This is a genomic window from Aequorivita flava (assembly GCF_038742595.1).
Taxonomy (GTDB): Bacteria; Bacteroidota; Bacteroidia; order Flavobacteriales; family Flavobacteriaceae; genus Aequorivita; species Aequorivita marisscotiae.
On sequence record NZ_JBANCF010000005.1, the window covers coordinates 48,474 to 66,447 of the forward strand.

Genomic DNA, 17,974 nt, shown 5'->3' on the forward strand with positions numbered 1-17,974 from the left:
CTCAGCGAAACTCTGCGTAATAACTTCTTCAGCTATTTCTAAATTCCTTCTCCTCATCACTCACAATACCCAACGCTTCGTAAACATAATCGAACGTAGAAAGCAATTCAGGTTTGCCGTTAACTAAGGCAATGTTGTGTTCAAAGTGTGCGCTTGGTTTCCCATCTTGCGTAACAATGGTCCAGCCGTCACTTAATTGCTTTACTTTGTGAGTGCCCATATTTATCATAGGTTCTAAAGCAATAGTCATTCCTTCAATAAATTTTTTCCCACGACCACGACGTCCGTAGTTTGGCATTTCGGGGTCTTCGTGCATTTTTCTACCCAAACCATGCCCCACTAATTCGCGAACAACACCGTAACCCTGTGCTTCACAATAATTTTGAATTGCATATCCTACATCGCCCACACGGTTCCCAGCTTTAAACTCACGGATACCAATATAGAGCGATTCTTTCGTGATTTTAAGCAATTTTTTAATTTCTGGATCAACTTCCCCTATTTCAAAAGTATATGCATGGTCGCCATAAAATCCATTTTTAATAGCGCCACAGTCAATAGCTACGATATCGCCTTCCTTTAACGGAATATCTGTAGGTAATCCGTGGACTACGGCTTCATTTACACTGGTTAGCAGCGTAGAAGGACAGTCGTACAATCCCAAAAATCCAGGGATAGCGTCTTGGCTTCTAATATAATCTTCGGCCATTTTGTTTAATTGATTTGTAGTAACGCCCGGCTTTACTTCATTTGCGAGCATGCCTAGCGTACGCGATACCACTAAAGCGCTCTCGCGCATCAATTCTATTTCTTCTCTTGTTTTGGGTATTATCATAATGCTATTTTAAAAAGGAGAAAAATCCTTTTTTTCGTGTTTGTGCTTTTGCAGGTAGTTCGCCAACAAGTTGTTGGTATATTTCGCCCCAACTTTTTAATCCCCCGATATTGCGGTCGTCAATAAATACGTCAGCGTGTATTTTTCGGCTGTGGGTAGTGTCAAATTCTTCTTCGGGAAAACTGTTGTTTACGGCGTAAAAAACAATTCCATTTTCTTTGCAGAATGCCACAGCTTCGTCTAAAGTACGGCCTTTGCGGTATGTCCATAAAATTAGTCGGTGCCCCTGGCTCTGTAACTTTTTTAAGGTTTCAAAAGCAAATATTATTGGGCGGCCAATATTTGGATAAGCGTCTTCTACAATAGTGCCGTCAAAATCTACGGCTATGGTGAAAGTTTCTCTAATCATCATCGTTTTTCAAGCCGCAAATTTACAAAGAATTATACCATTGCTAAAGTTTATTCTGCGTAAGCATGTTTGTATTCTTGTCCGCTTAAAATAGCCAACATATCTTTTTCCAGACTTGTGATTGGGTATTCTACTATTCGGCCCAATTCCGTGCCGTTTTTATTGAAAATAATTGTGGGAACATAATTAATATCTTGTCCTTCTTCAAAACCTTGTGGTGTTGTTTTTTCTTCAGAAACAGTAATTAATGTAAGGTCAGATTCCTGAAAACCTGCAGTGTCCAAGATTTTGTATAAATGCGGGGTTTCGCGCTGGCTGTCTTCGCACCAAGTTCCCATAAAAACAGTGATAGTTACATCTATTAAAAGTGGCTTTAACTGTTGCATTACTTCAGAATCTGCGCTATAACTTTCGTAGCCACTATTGAACCAATTGTTAAAAGCTTCCATTTTAAATCCGTTGCGATTGGCTTTTCCCAAAAGCATTACCGAATCTTCGTATGGAACGGTATCGTTTATTTTTTCTTTGTTGTTTTCTGAAATTATTTCTTTTGAAATATTTTCGTCTGTTTTCTTTTTTTCTTTCGAAGAATTGCAGGCAACTAGTGTGATTACCGAAAAAATGAAAAGTATTTTTTTCATAGCTCTATTTTAAAGTTTAAATGATATTGGTTGGATTTTCTAATCTGTTTTTTTATGAAGTAGCGTGTCTATTTCTAAATATTTTTCCTTTAATAAACTTAGAGCAAAGGCAGCTGCGGCAGCACTAAAAACCGAATAATCAAAAACGCCTTTTACTCCTGTGGAAAACGTCATAGATAGGGCAAATAGCATTAAGAGAATCCCACTTAGTTTTGCAAAAAATTCAGTTTTAAACCCAAGTAATAGACACAATGCAAAAACAACTTCGGCCACAGTAGCCACAATAGCTACCGTAGGAATTAATGAAATAGGAATCCACGGATTTATTATTTCGGTGTATTCTAAAAAACTATTCCAATTTCCCCAAGCCGATACATCTGCTGGCCACCATCCGAATCGGTCTGCTACTGCAGAAAGAAATCCCGCAGCAATTGCAAGTCTAAGAAAGAGTTTGATAATTTTTTTGACCATTACATAAGTTTAAGTCGTACCGCGTTATAATTTCTTACCTATAAATTACACCAAAGTTTCCTGCCTCATAATTTCGGGTTTTTCAATGCCCATAATTTTCAGGATGGTTGGGGCAATATCTCCCAAAACACCATCTTTAACAGCTTTAATTTCATCATCAACAATTATGATTGGTACCGGATTGGTGGTATGCGCCGTATTGGGTGAGCCGTCGGGATTTCGCATGGTTTCGCTATTGCCGTGATCTGCAATTATAATTGTTACATAATGGCTTTCCAAGGCTTGCTCTACGATTGCCCGAGCGCAGTTATCCACAGTTTCACAAGCTTTTACTGCTGCTTCAAAAACACCGGTATGGCCTACCATATCAGGATTTGCAAAATTTAAACAAATAAATTCGGCTGTTTCTTTTTCAATCTCGGGCAAAATCATATCGCGTAATTCGTAGGCGCTCATTTCGGGCTTTAGATCGTACGTGGCTACGGTAGGCGAGGGGCAAAGAATTCGTTTTTCGCCTTCAAAAGGAAGCTCTCTTCCCCCCGAAAAAAAGAAGGTTACGTGTGGATATTTCTCGGTTTCGGCAATGCGAATTTGCTTCTTTTTATTGCTCTCCAAAACTTCGCCCAAAGTATGGTGAAGGTTTTCCTTATTGTAAACTACGTGAATGTTTCCGAAGGAATCGTCGTAATTGGTAAGGGTTACGAAATAAAGGGGAAGGGTTTTCATTCCAAATGTTTCATAATTCTTTTGTGTTAAAACTTCGGTGAGTTGCCTGCCGCGATCAGTTCTAAAATTGAAGAAAATTACAACGTCGTCTTTTTCAATTGTAGCAACGGGTTTTCCTTCCGAATTTGTCATAACGATAGGCTCCATAAATTCATCGGTAATTCCTTCGGCATAACTCTCTTCAATACTTTGCAAAGCATCTTTTGAAGGTTTCCCCTTTCCAAAGCGCAATAAATCATAGGCTTTTTTTACGCGCTCCCAACGTTTATCGCGATCCATGGCGTAATAGCGGCCAATAACTGATGCCAGTTTGCCGCCTGTTTTTTCCAAATGATTCTGCAGGCTTTCCATAAATCCCTTACCAGAATGTGGATCTACATCGCGGCCATCGGTAAAGGCGTGTACATACATATCATTTATCCCAAATTGCTGTGCCGCAGAAAGCAATCCTTTTAAATGGTTTATATGCGAATGTACCCCACCGTTGGAAACTAGACCTATAAAGTGAACTTTTTTATTGTGATAAATAGCGTGATTGAATGCTTTTTCCAACTCTGGTTCACTTTTAAGCGTTCCACTTTCAACCGCCATATTAATTTTGGCAAGATCTTGATAAACTATTCTTCCAGCGCCAAGATTCATATGGCCTACCTCACTATTACCCATTTGGCCGTCGGGCAAACCAACGTTCATTCCGTGAGTTAGCAGTTGCGCGTGCGGATATTTTTTATATAGCGAATCGATAAAAGGCGTGTTGGCCTGCGCGATGGCAGAAACGGCAGGGTCTTGCGTAATTCCCCAGCCATCGAGTATCATTAAAAGTACTTTTTTATTCATGATGCAAAGATAAGTTTATGAGTTTAAAAGTTTATGAATTCGAAAATTTAAACTTTTTTAACCTTCACCCTAAACGCAGTCGAAGGGTTGAATCATTTAAAGCAATTTCGGGTTAATATCGAAAATATTTTCTTTCACGTATTTTGAAACAAACTCTTCGGAAAAATGCTCGTTTCCTAAAATCTTTTCTTCCGAAAGCATTTCTATAACATTAATTCTTTCTTTGTATTCTTCTAGCATCGGGACGGAAATTGGCGCATAACTAAAGTGCCACGGCTCATATTTAAATCCTTTTCGGTTGCCATTATCTGTATAAACTTCGTAAAAATTAAATTTTTCGGCATTTTCGTTTAACCACATTTTAAGTTTACAAAATGGCCCATTGCCGTGAAAATTTTCAGGCATCAGTACATTTGCGGGGCGAGGAGCATTGGCATCAATAATGTCAATATCTGTTCCCCAATGATGGCGCGAAGTACCGGGAATGGTGGAATATTCAATTATTTTTTCGAGTGCTTTTTCGGGTAAAAGGCCCTGATTGGTAAATCGTTTGTACTTTCCTTCAAATATTTCTTTCTGCCGCTGAAAACTTCGGTAGGCAGAAACCACTTCAATATTTATATTTTCTTTTTCGGCGGCAATCTTCATTTTATGGAATGCTTCCTTTGCAGATTTATGCATTTTAGAAGTATAACTATCTCCAACAATATCTGGGTTTCCTTTTCCAATTAATTGGTTCCGCGTAAATTTTTCAGAAAAGCTCTTAAATGAAAATTGTGGAAAAATGACTAAACTTAGCCCTGCAATACCCGAAATTTTAATAAATTCGTTTCGCTTCATTTTATAATTTAGTGAAGTTTTAAAAGTACCAATATTTTGAAAGATAACGCCATTTCAATCAGTTTTATTGATCCCCAGGAAATTTTTAGTATTATTCCATTGATGCAAAAATTAGGAAATTTCGCCGTTGCTGAAAACCTATTAAAGGAACGCTTGCAGGAAATGACCGAGCAAAATTACGAATGTCTCGGTATTTATGATTCCGAACTATTGATCGGTGCCTGCGGCCTGTGGTTTCAGACTCGACATTATGCTGGAAGAAGCCTGGAAATGGATCACGTTATAATAGACGATGCGTACCGGGGCCGCGGTGTGGGTAAAAAATTAGTCGCTTTTGTGAGCCAATACGCAAAAACTAAAGAATGTAATTGGGTGGAACTAAATAGTTATGTGCATAATTTTCCTTCACATAAATTTTTCTACAATCAAGGCTTTGTAGCAAAGGGCTATCATTTTGTGAAAGAGCTGGATTAATTTTATTGAAAAGAAAGATTCCGTGTCCTTCGATACGGAATCTTAATGTACATACTCAAGAAGGATGTTATTCTTTCACCAATTTAAAAGTGCCCTGCAACTGTGCTTTGTTAGTAATAGATATAAAATATACTCCCTGTTGCAAATCTGCTATGTAAATAGATTGACCGTTGGATAACATTCCCTGTTTAACACTTCTTCCCATACTGTCATAAATACTATATACAACTGCATCCTTGGTGGTAATATTTATGTAGTCGGTAGCGGGATTAGGAAAGATATTGAGGTTTTCAATATCGTTGCTTCCTACCGAAAGAGTAGGGGTGCAATCACTGGAAATAGTAGGTAATTCTGTGGGGTTGACTTGGATATTTTGGTCCATTTCATCTGTAATTACCGCCGTGGCATTTACGAAATCAAAATTTGTGGGCGTTGGATTGATCGCAATGTCCAGTTTGTCACAATCGTTTATTTTGTCGGGCAATGTTTTGAACAGATCTGCTTCTGTGTACGTAATACTGGGATCGGTTTTATATCCTACATGAAAATAATAGGCCAGGCCATCGTCGCCAATAGCTCCAAAACTGATATCAGGATAATAGATAAGGGGCATTTGTCCGTTCCAAAAATTGAATTCGTCCCCAGAAGGCTCGGAATGGGTAACTAAATATTGATAGTTCGCAGACACGGGGTTTCCAGAGCCCTTTTCAAATTCGTAAACAAAAATATTGCTTTGTCCAAAATGGTTGTTTCCAGCAGAGTCAGTCCAGTTTTCGGTTCTGTCATACCCTGTAATGACCAAGTTGTTGCTATTTTGAAACGACTCCATAAGGGTAAAACCATAGCGGTTTAGTTCGTTTGAAGTTGCCACCCAACTTTGGGCACTGTTGATGTTGCCGGTTACATTATCCAATACAGCGACTCCAAAAAGATGGGTTGCGGAATAATTGGAAAGCATATAGATTTGATCTGTACTTGCTTCGTAATACGCATCAACACTTACATCTTGGGAGTTTCCAAATACGTGGCTTTTATTCCACACCAAGTTTCCTTGAAAATCGATTTTTTGTGCCAGAATGGAGAGTTGCCCCGTATTCACATCGTTGGTACTTCCCGTAAGAAAATAGCCATCACTGGTTTCGGTAATATTGTTTACCGCATCAAAATCTTGGCTGCCGGAAGTGCTGTTGGTATGCAGCACCCAAAATACGCCCAAGGTACCGTAAACCCGCATAACAAAACCCGCATTGGCCGCTCCCGTAGATACGGCATACGAATCACTGTTAAAACCACCCACAACGAAACCTTCTTCATTTAAACCATCGCCATTGGCATCGTTAATGACATAGGAGATGTGCAACCCTCTTGAATTGAAACTCGGGTTGGGAATACTGTAACTTTTTGCGTTTACCATTGCGCCTGTAGCTGCATTTACTTTAGCAATAAATACATTTTTCACACCATTTACATCAATGGATCCCGTTATGGCAACTTCGGAGGGCAGGCCAGAAATTTGGTATGGCTCAATGTCGAAAAAACGGGCTTTAGGCAAGGAGACGGTATAATCTTTATGCCAAATAACAGTACCGGAAGCATCTACTCGCTGTAGAAATGGCGTATAGTTTTGCATGGATGCATCAAAAAGGTTTCCGCAAACAAAATAATCATCGGTTCCGTCATTCGCAGGTTCGATGTTAAGGTCGTGAAAGTGTCTTTGGTCGTTCGTAGTTACACTTTTCTGAAAGGTCTGTGCTTGTATTTGTAGTGAACAAAAAGCACTTACAAGAAATAAAAGTAGTTTTGTTTTCATTTCGGTTGTTTTTTAGGTTACCTACTCTGTTTTGGCTTTTCGGTTTCTGCCTTGTTTACTTCTATATCATTTTATTGAATAATTGTTTTCTAAGTTTGAGTAATAATTGTAGGAAAAACTTCCATGTGCTTAAAGTAATAACATGTTTACCAAGCAACTAAACAACTATAACTATCTGATATACAAATATATAAAAGCTATATAAAAAAATATACTAATCTCAAAAAAAATACTGCCAGGTCTTTAAAAAAACAAAGAGATTTTTCTTTTTTTGAAGTAATTCTAAAGATATGCAAGTAGGAAATTTCAACCCATAATTATTAATTTATGGGTGTTTAGTTAGCTGGAATGCCAATCGGTTTTGTGAAAGATTATGTAAAGAAAAAACTCTCTAATTGGGTCGTGTTCAATAGTTATTCACATAAATTTTTCTACAATCAAGGCTTTGTAGCAAAGGGCTATCATTTTGTAAAGGAATTATAAATATAGGTGAAAACCTAAATCACACTCACACTTTTGAACCTTTTACAGAAAGTTGATCAACGTATCGGGTTCTATTTCATACGGTTGCTTTCCCTGTTCAAAAATTCGCGCTTTAAACTTTCCTTTGAGGATAATCTTGTTATTTATAACTCGAAGCCAACTACCTTCGCGCAGCCCCACCACTGGCACGGTGCTTTGTGTATGAAATTCGGCAATCCGGGTTTCGCGAGTCTCGCCCATATGTTTGCTATCTGGATTTGGATCTAAATAATGCGGATTTAAGTTAAACGGAATAACGCCCAAGGTTTTAAATGATGGCGGATAGACTATTGGCATATCGTTGGTTGTTTGCATAGAAAGACCGCAGATGTTGCTGCCGGCACTTGTTCCCAAGTATGGCAAGCCATTAAAAATTGCTTCACGTAGTGGTTGCATTAGTTGTAACCGATAAAGAGAACTCACCAAAACAAATGTGTTGCCGCCCCCTGTAAATACACCTTTGGCAGTTTTTAGAGCCTCAATTGGGTTTTTAAACGTATGCAATCCAACCAACTTCTTGTTTATTTTTTTGAAGATTTTTGCTGCTCTATCGGTGTATTCATCGTGGCTAATTCCGCCGGGTCGGGCATAGGGAATAAATATAATTTCATCAGTATCTTTAAAAAGTTGTGCCATTTCTTCGGTTAAATAATCTAAGTATTCCCCACCAAAAACGGTGCTTGTGCTTGCTATAATTAATTGCCGCGTAGCATGGTTTTCTGTGGGTTGGCCCGGTTCGAATTTATTTTCATCTGCGTGATTCATAATATTCAATTTTTAAGATGTGTAAATTTAACCATTGAAAACGTAAACTTTACCTTTTCACTAACAAAACAAATATGTACTTTTAGTGAATGACAAAAAAACTACTCCTTTTTTTCTTTATCGCAGTTTCTTCTACTTTAATTGCACAGGATATAAAGCGCACAAAAGTATCGGGTAAAATACACGTGCCTCAAGGCGAAGATGCAGAAGGTATTTCTGTGTACAATATATCTTCGCAAAATGGGACTATTACCAACGCCGATGGAAGTTTTGAAATTAATTTGGCCGAAAATGACCGCGTGCAAATTGCCGCGCTGCAATACCAATCGTTTACCGTGGTAATTGATAAGGAAATTGTGGATAGACGGAAAATGAATATTTTTTTAAATCCTGCCGTAAATCAGTTAGAGGAAGTAGTGGTACGGCCGTACGATCTCTCCGGAAATATAAATGTGGATGTAAAAAAAATACCAACCTATAACGTTACTAAAGATTGGGATCTCAGTTACGGGAATTTGGAATACGGTTATACTTTTGTGCCAGACGATAAAACAGCCATTGCTGGCAATGCAGCCGAGGAAGCCCTCCACGGCAATGCGCTTACCAATGGAGCCAATGTTTTAGCGCTATTAGGCGGGGTGGCACAGATGCTTTTTCCAAAAGGAAATAAAATATCGCCCGTAGAACAACAAGACGATCAAAATACAATTAGCAATAATATTCAACAGCGTTTTAGTAAAGATTTTATTGCTGCTAATTTTAATATTGCTGAAGAAAAGGCCGTTGATTTTCTGTTTTTTGTTCAAGAGAATGGTTTGGAAAAGGAATTGTTGAAACCAGAAAACGAAATGCAATTAATGGAATTTCTTTTTACAAAAAGTGAAGAATATAAAAAACGAAGTGAATAAATTGGCCTACAATTTTTCTGGACTTTTTTAAACTGAAAAAAGATGCCAATGCTGTTTTGAAACTTTCCTTGAAATTTGTAACATTTATTCGTAATGCCCGTCTTATATTTTTATTAATTTTCCCCTTACATGAAGTTTTCTAAAATTCTCCTTTTATTGCTTGTTTTTCCTTTAATGTCAGGTTCAAATGCGCATAAATTTTACGTAAGTATTACTAAAATTGAATATGTAAAGGAAAAAAATTCGCTTCAGATTATTGCTAAAATTTTTACTGACGATATTGAAGATGCACTTCAGCAACGGTATGATTCTTCACTTTCACTGGACACAGAAAAAGAAACGCCCACAACCAATGAAGTTTTACAAAACTATCTTTTGGAGAAAATTCATATTAAAGTGAACGGCAGTGCTGTAAAACTCAATTATTTGGGAAAGGAATACGATACCGATATGCTGGTTGCTTATTTGGAGGTTGTAGATTTAAAGGAATTAAAAACTATTGAAATTGAAAATAAAGTGTTGCTAGAAATGTTTAGTGAACAGCAAAACATAATTCATTTAAAAACCCCGACTACCCGACGAAGTTTGATTCTCGACAATGATGAGCCACGGGGAAAATTAAAATTTAATTAATACATTGCCAACCTATTTTTTAAAATACCAGAATTAATATGAAAGTATTCAAATCCCTATTTCTTACGGTGCTATTTTTAGCTTCAGCGACAGTATCTGCGCAGGACGAAACTGAAAACAACAAGCGAGAATCTGGCCACTACAACACCAATCGTTTTAAACAACTCTATCAAGAATTTTCAACACCCAATATGTTTCGAACTGCAAGCGGCGCGCCGGGTCCCAGCTATTACCAGCAACAGGCGGACTATGTTATGGACATAGAATTGGACGATAAAAACAAGAAACTTTCGGGTTTTGAAACCATTACCTATTCAAACAATTCGCCCGACCCGCTTGAGTTTCTTTGGGTGCAATTGGACCAGAACAAAAGGGCAAAGGACTCAAAGTCACCCTTGATTGAGCCTTCCGATGCACTCCCTGGCGATATGGCCGAAAATTTTGTAAAGAATTATATGTGGACCCCGTTTGACGGCGGGTTCAATATTCTTGAAGTAAAGGACGCCAAGGGCAATCCGTTGAAATATACCATCAACCAGACGATGATGCGGATTGATATGCCGAAAGTTTTAAAGCCCGGAGAAAAATTCGTCTATTCAATAAAGTGGTGGTATAACATCAACGACCATGTGGTAGATCGGGCTCGTAGCGGGTACGAAACGTTTGAGGACGGCAATCGCGGTTATGTCATCGCCCAATTCTATCCCCGGATGGCGGTTTATAACGATGTGGAAGGCTGGCAGCACAGTCAGTTTTGGGGAAGGGATGAGTTTGCGTTGCCCTTCGGAAATTTTGAAGTGAACATCACCGTGCCCGCAGACCACATACTGGATGCCACGGGAGAACTTCAAAATAGAAAGGATATTTTCACCAAGGAAATGATGGCACGCTATGAAGCCGCCAAAAAATCATTTGACAAGCCTGTCGTCATCGTAACCCAAGCCGAAGCGGAAGCCGCTTCAAAAGGTTTTGCAACGGCAAAAAGAACTTGGAAATTTAAGGCCGAGAACGTGCGCGACTATGCCTTTGCAACTTCCCGAAAATACATTTGGGATATGATGGCCGTGAAAATGGGCAGTGGTTCCGTAATGGCAGTGTCACTATATCCACCCGAATCCAATCCACTTTGGGAAGATTGGTCCACCCGAGCGGTTGCCAGTACTTTAAAGACCTATTCTCGGATGACTTTTGATTACCCCTACCCAAAGGCAATTTCGGTAAGTGCAAAAAACCAGGGAATGGAATACCCCATGATTTGCTGGAACCACGGACGCCCAAACAAAGATGGAACCATCAGCGACCGTACAAAATATGGAATGATAAGCGTGATAATCCACGAAGTGGGGCATAACTATTTCCCGATGATCGTAAATAGCGACGAGCGCCAATGGACGTGGATGGATGAAGGTTTAAATACATTTACACAATACGTGGCAGAGCAGGATTTTGGAGAGGAATACCCAGAAGCTATTGCGCCTAACAGAAAATATCCGTCTCGTCGCGGTCCCGCAAAAAACATAGTTGATTATATGGCAGGCGATCAAAGCCAGTTGGCGCCCATTATGACCAAGGGGCTCAATACCTATAATTTTGGCGCAAATGCCTATGCAAAACCTGCAACGGCACTTAACATTCTTCGCGAGACCATTATGGGTCGTGAACTTTTCGATTTCGCCTTTAAAACCTACGCCAACCGCTGGATGTTTAAGCACCCTACTCCTGAGGATTTTTTCAGGACGATGGAAGATGCCTCCGCAATCGATCTGGATTGGTACTGGAGAGAGTGGTTCTACACAACCGATTATGTGGATATTGGCGTGAAAGAGGTGAAGAAATTTTACGTTACTTCCAAAATAAATACGGAAGCCAGACAAATGATGGACGCCAATGGTATAAAGGAGAGCGATTTGCCGCCTTTGGTATATTTTGTAAAAGAGGATAGTGAGGATTTTGAGGAAAGTATGCGCGATGTGAAAATTGAAGACGTAAAAACGCTTAAGGAATATATAGCCGATAATATTCCTGCGGAAGAGCGGGCCAACCTAAAAAATCCGAGATTTTTCTACGAGATTATATTTGAAAAGCCCGGAGGAATCCCGATGCCAATAATTGTTCAGTTGACTTACAGCGATGGAAGCTCTGAAAGAATAACCTATCCTGCTGAAATATGGCGCAAAAATGATGAATCCGTTGGCAAGTTTTTTGGATCTGAAAAAGAAATTATCAAAATTGAGGTAGATCCAGACGAAGAAACCGCCGACATTGACACGAGCAACAATACTTGGCCAAAACGCAAAAAATTGGGTGCTTTTGATAAATTCAAAAATAAAACCAAAACAGACTAAAAGATAAATGCTTTAAATTCCTTCTTCCAAAGGCTGTGAAGAAGGAATTTTTGCATTAATTCAATTTTAGAAAAACTCTACCCGGAGCACCAAAAAATCATAAGTCATTACTATATTTGTACCATGATTTCACAGGCAATTTTTCTTTTTATCAGTGGCGCCGAAATAGGGTTTATTTTGTTTATAATACTCCTAGTGTTTGGCGCAGACAAAGTGCCGGAAATTGCACGTGGCCTGGGCAAAGCTATGCGACAAGTAAAAGATGCCACAAACGATATTAAATCGGAAATTACCAAAAGTGCCGAAAAACAAGGGATAGATATTGATATTTCTAAAGACGTTAAACAACAAATAGACAAAGTAAAAGAAGACGTTGAAGAAGTTACTGGCCCCGTTAAAAGAAGATTCTAAAATTTTATCTGAATTTATTTTAGCCAATATATCGCGAAATAGTTAGGCCATCCCGAATAGGGAGAATTACAGTTTCCAGTTTTGAATGCTCGTTCAAGAGTTTATTATAGTGTAGTAGAGCTTTTGTATCGTCATCGCCTTCCTTCAATTCTTCAACAACCTTTCCGCTCCACAGTACATTATCGCTTAAAATCACTGACCCCTTTTTTAACTTTGGAAGAATGATTTCCAAATAGTTGGGATAATTATTTTTGTCGGCATCAATAAACACCAAATCGAAGGTTTTTTCGAGTTTAGGAATGACCTCCAAAGCATTTCCCAAATGCTGAAAAATCTGCTTTCCGAAAGGTGATTCATTAAAATATTTTCGTTGGAAATCATACAATTCCTCGTTGATGTCTATGGTGTGAAGTTCGCCATTTTCCTGTATCCCTTCCGCTAAACAAAGTGCCGAATACCCCGTATAGGTACCAATTTCCAAAATGTTTTGAGGACGAATCAATTTTGAAAGCATACTCAAAATCCGGCCTTGTAAATGTCCGCTCAGCATGCGTGGTTGCAGCTGTTTCTGCCAAGTTTCCCGGTTTAATTTTTGAAGTAATTTTGGTTCAGGATGTGAATGTTTTTCTACGTAATCGTTTATTTTTTCGGGAAGGAAATCCATGGCTATGTAGTTTTCGTGTCTTAAATCAATTCTTTATACGTTTTGTTTTCAGTGCTCTCAACAAATTCATCCAACAATCTTTTATTGATTGAAATGTTATTCGGCACTATTCGCAAACGATATTTACTTTCCCCAATAAAGGTGAAAAGATCGCGCCGATCCAGTTTTTGCGAATCATCCAATTGTAGAATATCATTTATATTTTCAATAATTCGGGTAAGATATGTTTGGTTTTTAATTTCTCCACCAAGGTTTACAGGAATAGTCTGCGCTTCGCCTTCGGTGTATTTTCTGCGGATGGCAAATTTCAAAAGATTTTTATACTGCGTGGTTTTTGATCCAAAATCGATAGTCTGATCGTAAATGTTTTTCGTTGGGATGTTTAGTTTCACCAAACTCCAATCCAAAAAATGGATTGTAATTTCATTCGGTTTTGGTGTGCTTGCAAGCCGAATAACCCAAGTTGTCGCCAAAACCAAAAAGATTGAAATCAAGGAAGTTTTCGCAATAATTTTGATGAAGTTGTTGCTGAAATCATTTCCGAAGGTGAGAAAAACTTCAGAAATTTGGGAAACGAAAATCAAAACTATCACCAAAATTGAAATGACGCCAATCACTCTCAACCCGCGATAGGCAAAAGTTCTATAGAATGAAATGCCCAATAAATAGCACAAAAATGCCGAGAGCATTAAATCCGGAATTCCGCTAATCCGTATGTTTTTTATGATATTATTTTCGCCCAAAACAAAAGGCAAAACGAATGTGAGAACCGAGGTTAAAATAATAACCGCAATAATTTTTTTGATGTTTTTTTTATGATGATAAATAAAGCCCGGCGCGTAATAAAAGTAGAAAAGCGCCAGCAGCAAAAACATGTTGTTAACAATTGAAAATAGGTTTACTGCCAACTGATAACCTTGAGTTTCGGTATAATTGAATATGGTTCCACCATATATCCAACATCCAGAAATTACCCAAATAAACATAGCCAGATTTAGGTAAAGCAATCCTTTATCTACTCGTTTTTGCGAATCGTTTTCTTCTAGAAGTTGACTAAAACGCGCTCGGATATTAAACCAAAGTGCAAGCAACAAAACCCCGCCAATAAAGGAAATACATATATGCGAGAGAATGTAGAATTTAGCTACTTCTGTCATTTTATCCCAAAATTCGATTAACTAATTTTTTCTTTGCGGTTTCATCATCGCCACATAACCACTGAATTACATTGTCTTCCCACATGGCATCGGCCTGGTCTTGGGTTACAATATTGCGTTCTAAGGCAAGATCTAAAATTTTCCCTGGATATGAAGATTGGGGTGCGCTTTCCATTTCGCCCAGCGGATACGGATCATCGAGCCCAACCAAAACCTGTTTTGCGCCTTGGTTTCTTACTACCAATTCCAATGATCCTGTGTCGTGAACTAAAGTGTCGAAAAAAATATTTTTATGTCCAACAGATTTCCGTGGATGTGTTTTCCCTTCAAAAAGATCGGGGCGACCATCAAAACCTTGAATTCTTCTTCCCAAATTTATCTGTGCCAACTGGCCGCCGTGGGCAAAGCAGGTCCGCATTCCTGGGTATTTATCTGCGTAGCCGTTTAAAGTTAGGAAATGATAGGCATCTGCACATTGGGCGAGCATCCAAATAAGGTGGAATCTCCAAGCGGTATTTTCGAGTTTTATGAATTTTTCGCCATCGTAGGGATGTATTTCAACTGCTAAATTATATTTTGAAGCAAGTTCAAAAATAGGTTCGTTTTCTTCGTCAAAAATACATCGCCACGTTCCGATGGTATCCATGTAATGGGTAGGCAAACACAACAATTGAAGTCCAAGTTCTTCCACGCAGCGTTCAATTTCCCAAAGTGCGCCACGTACAAAACCAGGGTGAACTACAAAACCGCAGGTAAATTTTGATGGATTGTTATGTTGAATTTTTGCGTTAAAATCATTCTGAAAACGCAAGGCTTGCTTCATTTCTTCCACACGCAGCCCGTTTCCATAGAGTTGGGACAGGTTTAAAACCACGGCGTGATCTATTTTAAATCGTTCCATCCACTCCAATTTTTCATTTAAAAAGAAACTGGAATCGGTTACGGGACGGCTCCAATCTTTTTGGAGCATATATTTTCGGTCTTTATCTACCCAAAAAATTCCCTTATCCTGCATAAACTGTGGAATTTCTTCAGGATAGGGTAGAAGGTGTGAGTGGCCGTTAATGCGGAGTTTTCGTTTCATATGAATCCCCTGCGAAGGCAGGGGTCTTATTAATTTAAACTAAATTTTTCTAAAGTTACAAACTTTTTAGGATGCAGACCTACAAGGGGCCCGCCGAAAGGGCGGGAACACCTTGCAGGTCCAAGTCTTGTTACAAACTTTTGGTGCGCCCGCCATCCACGGGAAGATTGATTCCGTTTATGTAGCTGGCAGCTTCGGTTGCTAAAAACGCAACGGCATTTGCTATCTCTCCCGGCTGTGCAAAACGTCGGGCGGGAACGAGGTTTTTCATAAAATCGCTGGCTTCTTTTTCGGTTTTGTCCATTTTTTTGGCGGCGTTGCCAACAATATCTTCTAGTCGGTCTGTAGCTGTAAAACCCGGTAATACATTGTTTACCGTTATCCCGAATTGACCCAATTCATTGGCCAAGGTTTTGCTCCAGCTCGATACGGCGCCACGTATAGTGTTGCTTACGCCAAGCCCATCTATGGGCTGCTTTACCGAAGTGGAGATAATATTTATAATTCTGCCATAATCTGCTTCCTTCATTCGTGGAACCAAAGCCTGTACCAATATTTGATTGCAAATTAAATGCATTGAAAAGGCTTTTTCGAACTCATCGGTTTCTGCCGAAAAGATGGGTCCGCCTTTCGGTCCGCCGGTATTGTTCACCAATATATGAAAGGTTTTGTTCGAAGCTGCCAGCTCCGCCTTTTGTTTCACCTGTTTCGGATTTGTAAAATCTGCTACAAAATAATTGTGTTTTTGACCTTTTTCGTGTGGCAATTCGATTAAAGTTTCCTTTAATTTTTCTTCATTACGAGCAACCAAAGTTACCGTTGCTCCCAATTTTGCCAATTGAATTGCAGTTGCTTTCCCAATGCCTGCAGTACTTCCGCAGACCATTGCATTTTTATTTGTTAAATCTAAATTCATTTATTGTAGTATTGAGTATTGAGTATTGAGTATTGAGTATTGAGTTTTCGATTTCGATTTGAGTTTCAGTTTCGTTTTTACTCATATTTTATACAAATATTCTTCGCTTCCGTAAAAAAACGAAGTGCTTCAAATCCGCCTTCGCGACCTACACCGCTGTCTTTCATTCCGCCGAAAGGAGTTCGTAAATCGCGGTTTAACCACGTGTTCACCCAAACAATTCCAGCTTGAATTTCTTTTGAAATACGCATCGTTCTATTTAAATCTGAAGTCCAGAGCGTTGACGATAAACCATATTTTACCGAATTAGCCATTTGCAATGCCTCTTCGTCGGTTTCAAAAGGCATAATTGTAACGACGGGGCCGAAGATTTCTTCTTGGTTTACGCGGCATTGATTGTCAAAAACTTCGATTACTGTGGGTTCCAAGTAGTAACCATTTTCAAAGTTTTTCACTGTTACTTTATTTCCACCGTAAAGAATTTTTCCGCCTTCCTTTGTGGCGAGATTTATATACGATTGAACTTTTTCCAAATGTGGTTTTGAAACCAAAGCTCCAATATTTGTTTCGGCATCAAACGGATTTCCTATTTTCAGCTGTTTTACTTTTTCAACAAAATCTTTTTTGAATTTTTCGTAAATCGGTTTTTCAACAAAAATCCTACTTCCGCAAAGGCAGATTTGGCCTTGATTTGAAAACGAAGAGCGAACGGTTACGTCCAGCATTTTTTCATAGTCGCAATCGGCAAAGATGAGGTTTGGGTTTTTTCCGCCCAATTCCAAAGACAATTTTTTAAACATTGGTGCAGCGGTGCGGGCAATGTGTTCGCCCGTTTTTGTGCCGCCGGTGAAAGAAATGGCTTTAATGTTTTTATGCTCCACAATGGCCTGCCCTGCGGATGGTCCCGTGCCGTGAACGATATTTAAAACGCCTTTTGGCAACCCTGCTTCGGTACATATTTCACCCAAAAGAAAAGCGGTCATTGGAGTCACTTCGCTTGGTTTTGCTATTACCGTATTTCCTGCGGCGATTGCGGGTGCGATTTTCCACGAGAACAAATACAACGGAAGATTCCACGGCGAAATACAGCCCACTACTCCTAACGGCTGTCGTAGGGTGAAATTCATCGTATTCAATCCAACGCTTTCGTGTGCTTCGCTGGAAAATTGTGTGATTGCATTTGCGAAAAAACGGAAGTTTGCCGAAGCTCTTGGAATATCAACTGCCAAAGCCAAACTCAAAGGTTTGCCGTTATCTTTTGCTTCGGCTTTGGCCAAATCGACCAGGTTTTTATCAATTAAATCTGCAATTTTTAAAAGAATTTTACTTCGCTCGTCTATTGTGGTATTGCTCCATTTTGGGAAGGCTTCCTTCGCCGCCTGATATGCGTTTTCAATATCCTCGCCATTTGAATTTGCTATCTGCGAATACACTTCGCCATTGGAAGGATTGTAATTATCCAACCATTTTTTTGAAAGTGGTTCAACGTATTCGCCGTTTATGTAGTTTAAGATTTTTTGCATTAC

General features: G+C 39.1%; 18 protein-coding genes. 5 read left to right on the forward strand and 13 right to left on the reverse strand.

The window, feature by feature from the left end; genetic code table 11:
- Positions 1 to 28 precede the first annotated feature (28 nt).
- The 6 genes from map to VZD24_RS08045 all read right to left on the reverse strand — a co-directional run bounded on the left by map (position 29) and on the right by VZD24_RS08045 (position 4,759).
- A complete protein-coding gene (gene map, locus VZD24_RS08020; RefSeq protein WP_342687354.1) occupies positions 29 to 835 on the reverse strand; it encodes a type I methionyl aminopeptidase in 807 nt (268 codons plus the stop codon).
- A 4-nt stretch (positions 836 to 839) separates the two neighbouring features.
- Positions 840 to 1,244 (reverse strand): BT0820 family HAD-type phosphatase, encoded by a 405-nt coding sequence (locus VZD24_RS08025; RefSeq protein WP_373693823.1) that lies wholly within the window; start codon positions 1,242 to 1,244, stop codon positions 840 to 842.
- Between the two features lie 50 nt (positions 1,245 to 1,294).
- Entirely contained in the window at positions 1,295 to 1,885 is a 591-nt protein-coding gene (locus VZD24_RS08030; protein WP_342687355.1) for a TlpA family protein disulfide reductase, read from the reverse strand.
- 39 nt (positions 1,886 to 1,924) lie between these two features.
- Positions 1,925 to 2,356 (reverse strand): DoxX family protein, encoded by a 432-nt coding sequence (locus VZD24_RS08035; protein WP_279450192.1) that lies wholly within the window; start codon positions 2,354 to 2,356, stop codon positions 1,925 to 1,927.
- Between the two features lie 45 nt (positions 2,357 to 2,401).
- Complete coding sequence (gene gpmI, locus VZD24_RS08040) at positions 2,402 to 3,919, reverse strand: 2,3-bisphosphoglycerate-independent phosphoglycerate mutase (RefSeq protein ID WP_342687356.1); 1,518 nt, start codon at positions 3,917 to 3,919, stop codon at positions 2,402 to 2,404.
- A 96-nt stretch (positions 3,920 to 4,015) separates the two neighbouring features.
- Entirely contained in the window at positions 4,016 to 4,759 is a 744-nt protein-coding gene (locus VZD24_RS08045; protein ID WP_342687357.1) for a M15 family metallopeptidase, read from the reverse strand.
- Between the two features lie 36 nt (positions 4,760 to 4,795).
- On the opposite strand from VZD24_RS08045, the gene VZD24_RS08050 reads away from it, so the two are divergent.
- Entirely contained in the window at positions 4,796 to 5,233 is a 438-nt protein-coding gene (locus VZD24_RS08050) for a GNAT family N-acetyltransferase (protein WP_342687358.1), read from the forward strand.
- 67 nt (positions 5,234 to 5,300) lie between these two features.
- On the opposite strand, the gene VZD24_RS08055 is transcribed toward VZD24_RS08050, so the two are convergent.
- Together VZD24_RS08055 and pepE are read right to left on the reverse strand one after the other, a co-directional pair.
- Positions 5,301 to 7,043 carry a T9SS type A sorting domain-containing protein gene (locus VZD24_RS08055; RefSeq protein ID WP_279450196.1) on the reverse strand — a complete coding sequence of 581 codons (1,743 nt, stop codon included), beginning with the start codon at positions 7,041 to 7,043 and terminating at the stop codon, positions 5,301 to 5,303.
- Positions 7,044 to 7,568: 525 nt separating this feature from the next.
- Positions 7,569 to 8,330, reverse strand: a complete 762-nt coding sequence (gene pepE / locus VZD24_RS08060; protein ID WP_342687359.1) for a dipeptidase PepE — start codon at positions 8,328 to 8,330, stop codon at positions 7,569 to 7,571.
- 89 nt (positions 8,331 to 8,419) lie between these two features.
- On the opposite strand from pepE, the gene VZD24_RS08065 reads away from it, so the two are divergent.
- The 4 genes from VZD24_RS08065 (at position 8,420) to VZD24_RS08080 (ending at position 12,627) form a co-directional block, all read left to right on the forward strand.
- Positions 8,420 to 9,238 carry a BamP family beta-assembly machinery protein gene (locus VZD24_RS08065; RefSeq protein ID WP_342687360.1) on the forward strand — a complete coding sequence of 273 codons (819 nt, stop codon included), beginning with the start codon at positions 8,420 to 8,422 and terminating at the stop codon, positions 9,236 to 9,238.
- Positions 9,239 to 9,367: 129 nt separating this feature from the next.
- On the forward strand, positions 9,368 to 9,871 hold the full coding sequence (locus tag VZD24_RS08070; RefSeq protein ID WP_279450199.1) for a DUF6702 family protein: 504 nt from the start codon (positions 9,368 to 9,370) through the stop codon (positions 9,869 to 9,871).
- A gap of 38 nt (positions 9,872 to 9,909) precedes the next feature.
- Positions 9,910 to 12,216 carry a M1 family metallopeptidase gene (locus VZD24_RS08075; RefSeq protein WP_342687362.1) on the forward strand — a complete coding sequence of 769 codons (2,307 nt, stop codon included), beginning with the start codon at positions 9,910 to 9,912 and terminating at the stop codon, positions 12,214 to 12,216.
- A 123-nt stretch (positions 12,217 to 12,339) separates the two neighbouring features.
- Positions 12,340 to 12,627 (forward strand): Sec-independent protein translocase subunit TatA/TatB, encoded by a 288-nt coding sequence (locus VZD24_RS08080; protein WP_279450201.1) that lies wholly within the window; start codon positions 12,340 to 12,342, stop codon positions 12,625 to 12,627.
- 19 nt (positions 12,628 to 12,646) lie between these two features.
- Here VZD24_RS08080 and VZD24_RS08085 read toward each other — a convergent pair whose 3' ends face one another.
- The 5 genes from VZD24_RS08085 to VZD24_RS08105 all read right to left on the reverse strand — a co-directional run bounded on the left by VZD24_RS08085 (position 12,647) and on the right by VZD24_RS08105 (position 17,971).
- Positions 12,647 to 13,291, reverse strand: a complete 645-nt coding sequence (locus VZD24_RS08085) for an O-methyltransferase (RefSeq protein ID WP_342687363.1) — start codon at positions 13,289 to 13,291, stop codon at positions 12,647 to 12,649.
- Positions 13,292 to 13,311: 20 nt separating this feature from the next.
- Positions 13,312 to 14,448 carry a hypothetical protein gene (locus VZD24_RS08090; RefSeq protein ID WP_342687364.1) on the reverse strand — a complete coding sequence of 379 codons (1,137 nt, stop codon included), beginning with the start codon at positions 14,446 to 14,448 and terminating at the stop codon, positions 13,312 to 13,314.
- A gap of 1 nt (position 14,449) precedes the next feature.
- Positions 14,450 to 15,532, reverse strand: coding sequence for an amidohydrolase family protein (locus VZD24_RS08095; protein ID WP_279450204.1), 1,083 nt, complete (start codon positions 15,530 to 15,532; stop codon positions 14,450 to 14,452).
- Between the two features lie 130 nt (positions 15,533 to 15,662).
- Positions 15,663 to 16,448 (reverse strand): SDR family oxidoreductase, encoded by a 786-nt coding sequence (locus tag VZD24_RS08100; protein WP_342687365.1) that lies wholly within the window; start codon positions 16,446 to 16,448, stop codon positions 15,663 to 15,665.
- Positions 16,449 to 16,525: 77 nt separating this feature from the next.
- Entirely contained in the window at positions 16,526 to 17,971 is a 1,446-nt protein-coding gene (locus tag VZD24_RS08105) for an aldehyde dehydrogenase (RefSeq protein WP_342687366.1), read from the reverse strand.
- Positions 17,972 to 17,974 lie beyond the last annotated feature (3 nt).

Bases quoted from the DNA above. Each gene is read 5' to 3' on its own strand.
- map (WP_342687354.1), bottom strand. From the start codon at position 835: ATGATAATACCCAAAACAAGAGAAGAAATAGAATTGATGCGCGAGAGC.
- VZD24_RS08025 (WP_373693823.1), bottom strand. From the start codon at position 1,244: ATGATTAGAGAAACTTTCACCATAGCCGTAGATTTTGACGGCACTATT.
- VZD24_RS08030 (WP_342687355.1), bottom strand. From the start codon at position 1,885: ATGAAAAAAATACTTTTCATTTTTTCGGTAATCACACTAGTTGCCTGC.
- VZD24_RS08035 (WP_279450192.1), bottom strand. From the start codon at position 2,356: ATGGTCAAAAAAATTATCAAACTCTTTCTTAGACTTGCAATTGCTGCG.
- gpmI (WP_342687356.1), bottom strand. From the start codon at position 3,919: ATGAATAAAAAAGTACTTTTAATGATACTCGATGGCTGGGGAATTACG.
- VZD24_RS08045 (WP_342687357.1), bottom strand. From the start codon at position 4,759: ATGAAGCGAAACGAATTTATTAAAATTTCGGGTATTGCAGGGCTAAGT.
- VZD24_RS08055 (WP_279450196.1), bottom strand. From the start codon at position 7,043: ATGAAAACAAAACTACTTTTATTTCTTGTAAGTGCTTTTTGTTCACTA.
- pepE (WP_342687359.1), bottom strand. From the start codon at position 8,330: ATGAATCACGCAGATGAAAATAAATTCGAACCGGGCCAACCCACAGAA.
- VZD24_RS08065 (WP_342687360.1), top strand. From the start codon at position 8,420: ATGACAAAAAAACTACTCCTTTTTTTCTTTATCGCAGTTTCTTCTACT.
- VZD24_RS08070 (WP_279450199.1), top strand. From the start codon at position 9,368: ATGAAGTTTTCTAAAATTCTCCTTTTATTGCTTGTTTTTCCTTTAATG.
- VZD24_RS08075 (WP_342687362.1), top strand. From the start codon at position 9,910: ATGAAAGTATTCAAATCCCTATTTCTTACGGTGCTATTTTTAGCTTCA.
- VZD24_RS08080 (WP_279450201.1), top strand. From the start codon at position 12,340: ATGATTTCACAGGCAATTTTTCTTTTTATCAGTGGCGCCGAAATAGGG.
- VZD24_RS08085 (WP_342687363.1), bottom strand. From the start codon at position 13,291: ATGGATTTCCTTCCCGAAAAAATAAACGATTACGTAGAAAAACATTCA.
- VZD24_RS08090 (WP_342687364.1), bottom strand. From the start codon at position 14,448: ATGACAGAAGTAGCTAAATTCTACATTCTCTCGCATATATGTATTTCC.
- VZD24_RS08095 (WP_279450204.1), bottom strand. From the start codon at position 15,532: ATGAAACGAAAACTCCGCATTAACGGCCACTCACACCTTCTACCCTAT.
- VZD24_RS08100 (WP_342687365.1), bottom strand. From the start codon at position 16,448: ATGAATTTAGATTTAACAAATAAAAATGCAATGGTCTGCGGAAGTACT.
- VZD24_RS08105 (WP_342687366.1), bottom strand. From the start codon at position 17,971: ATGCAAAAAATCTTAAACTACATAAACGGCGAATACGTTGAACCACTT.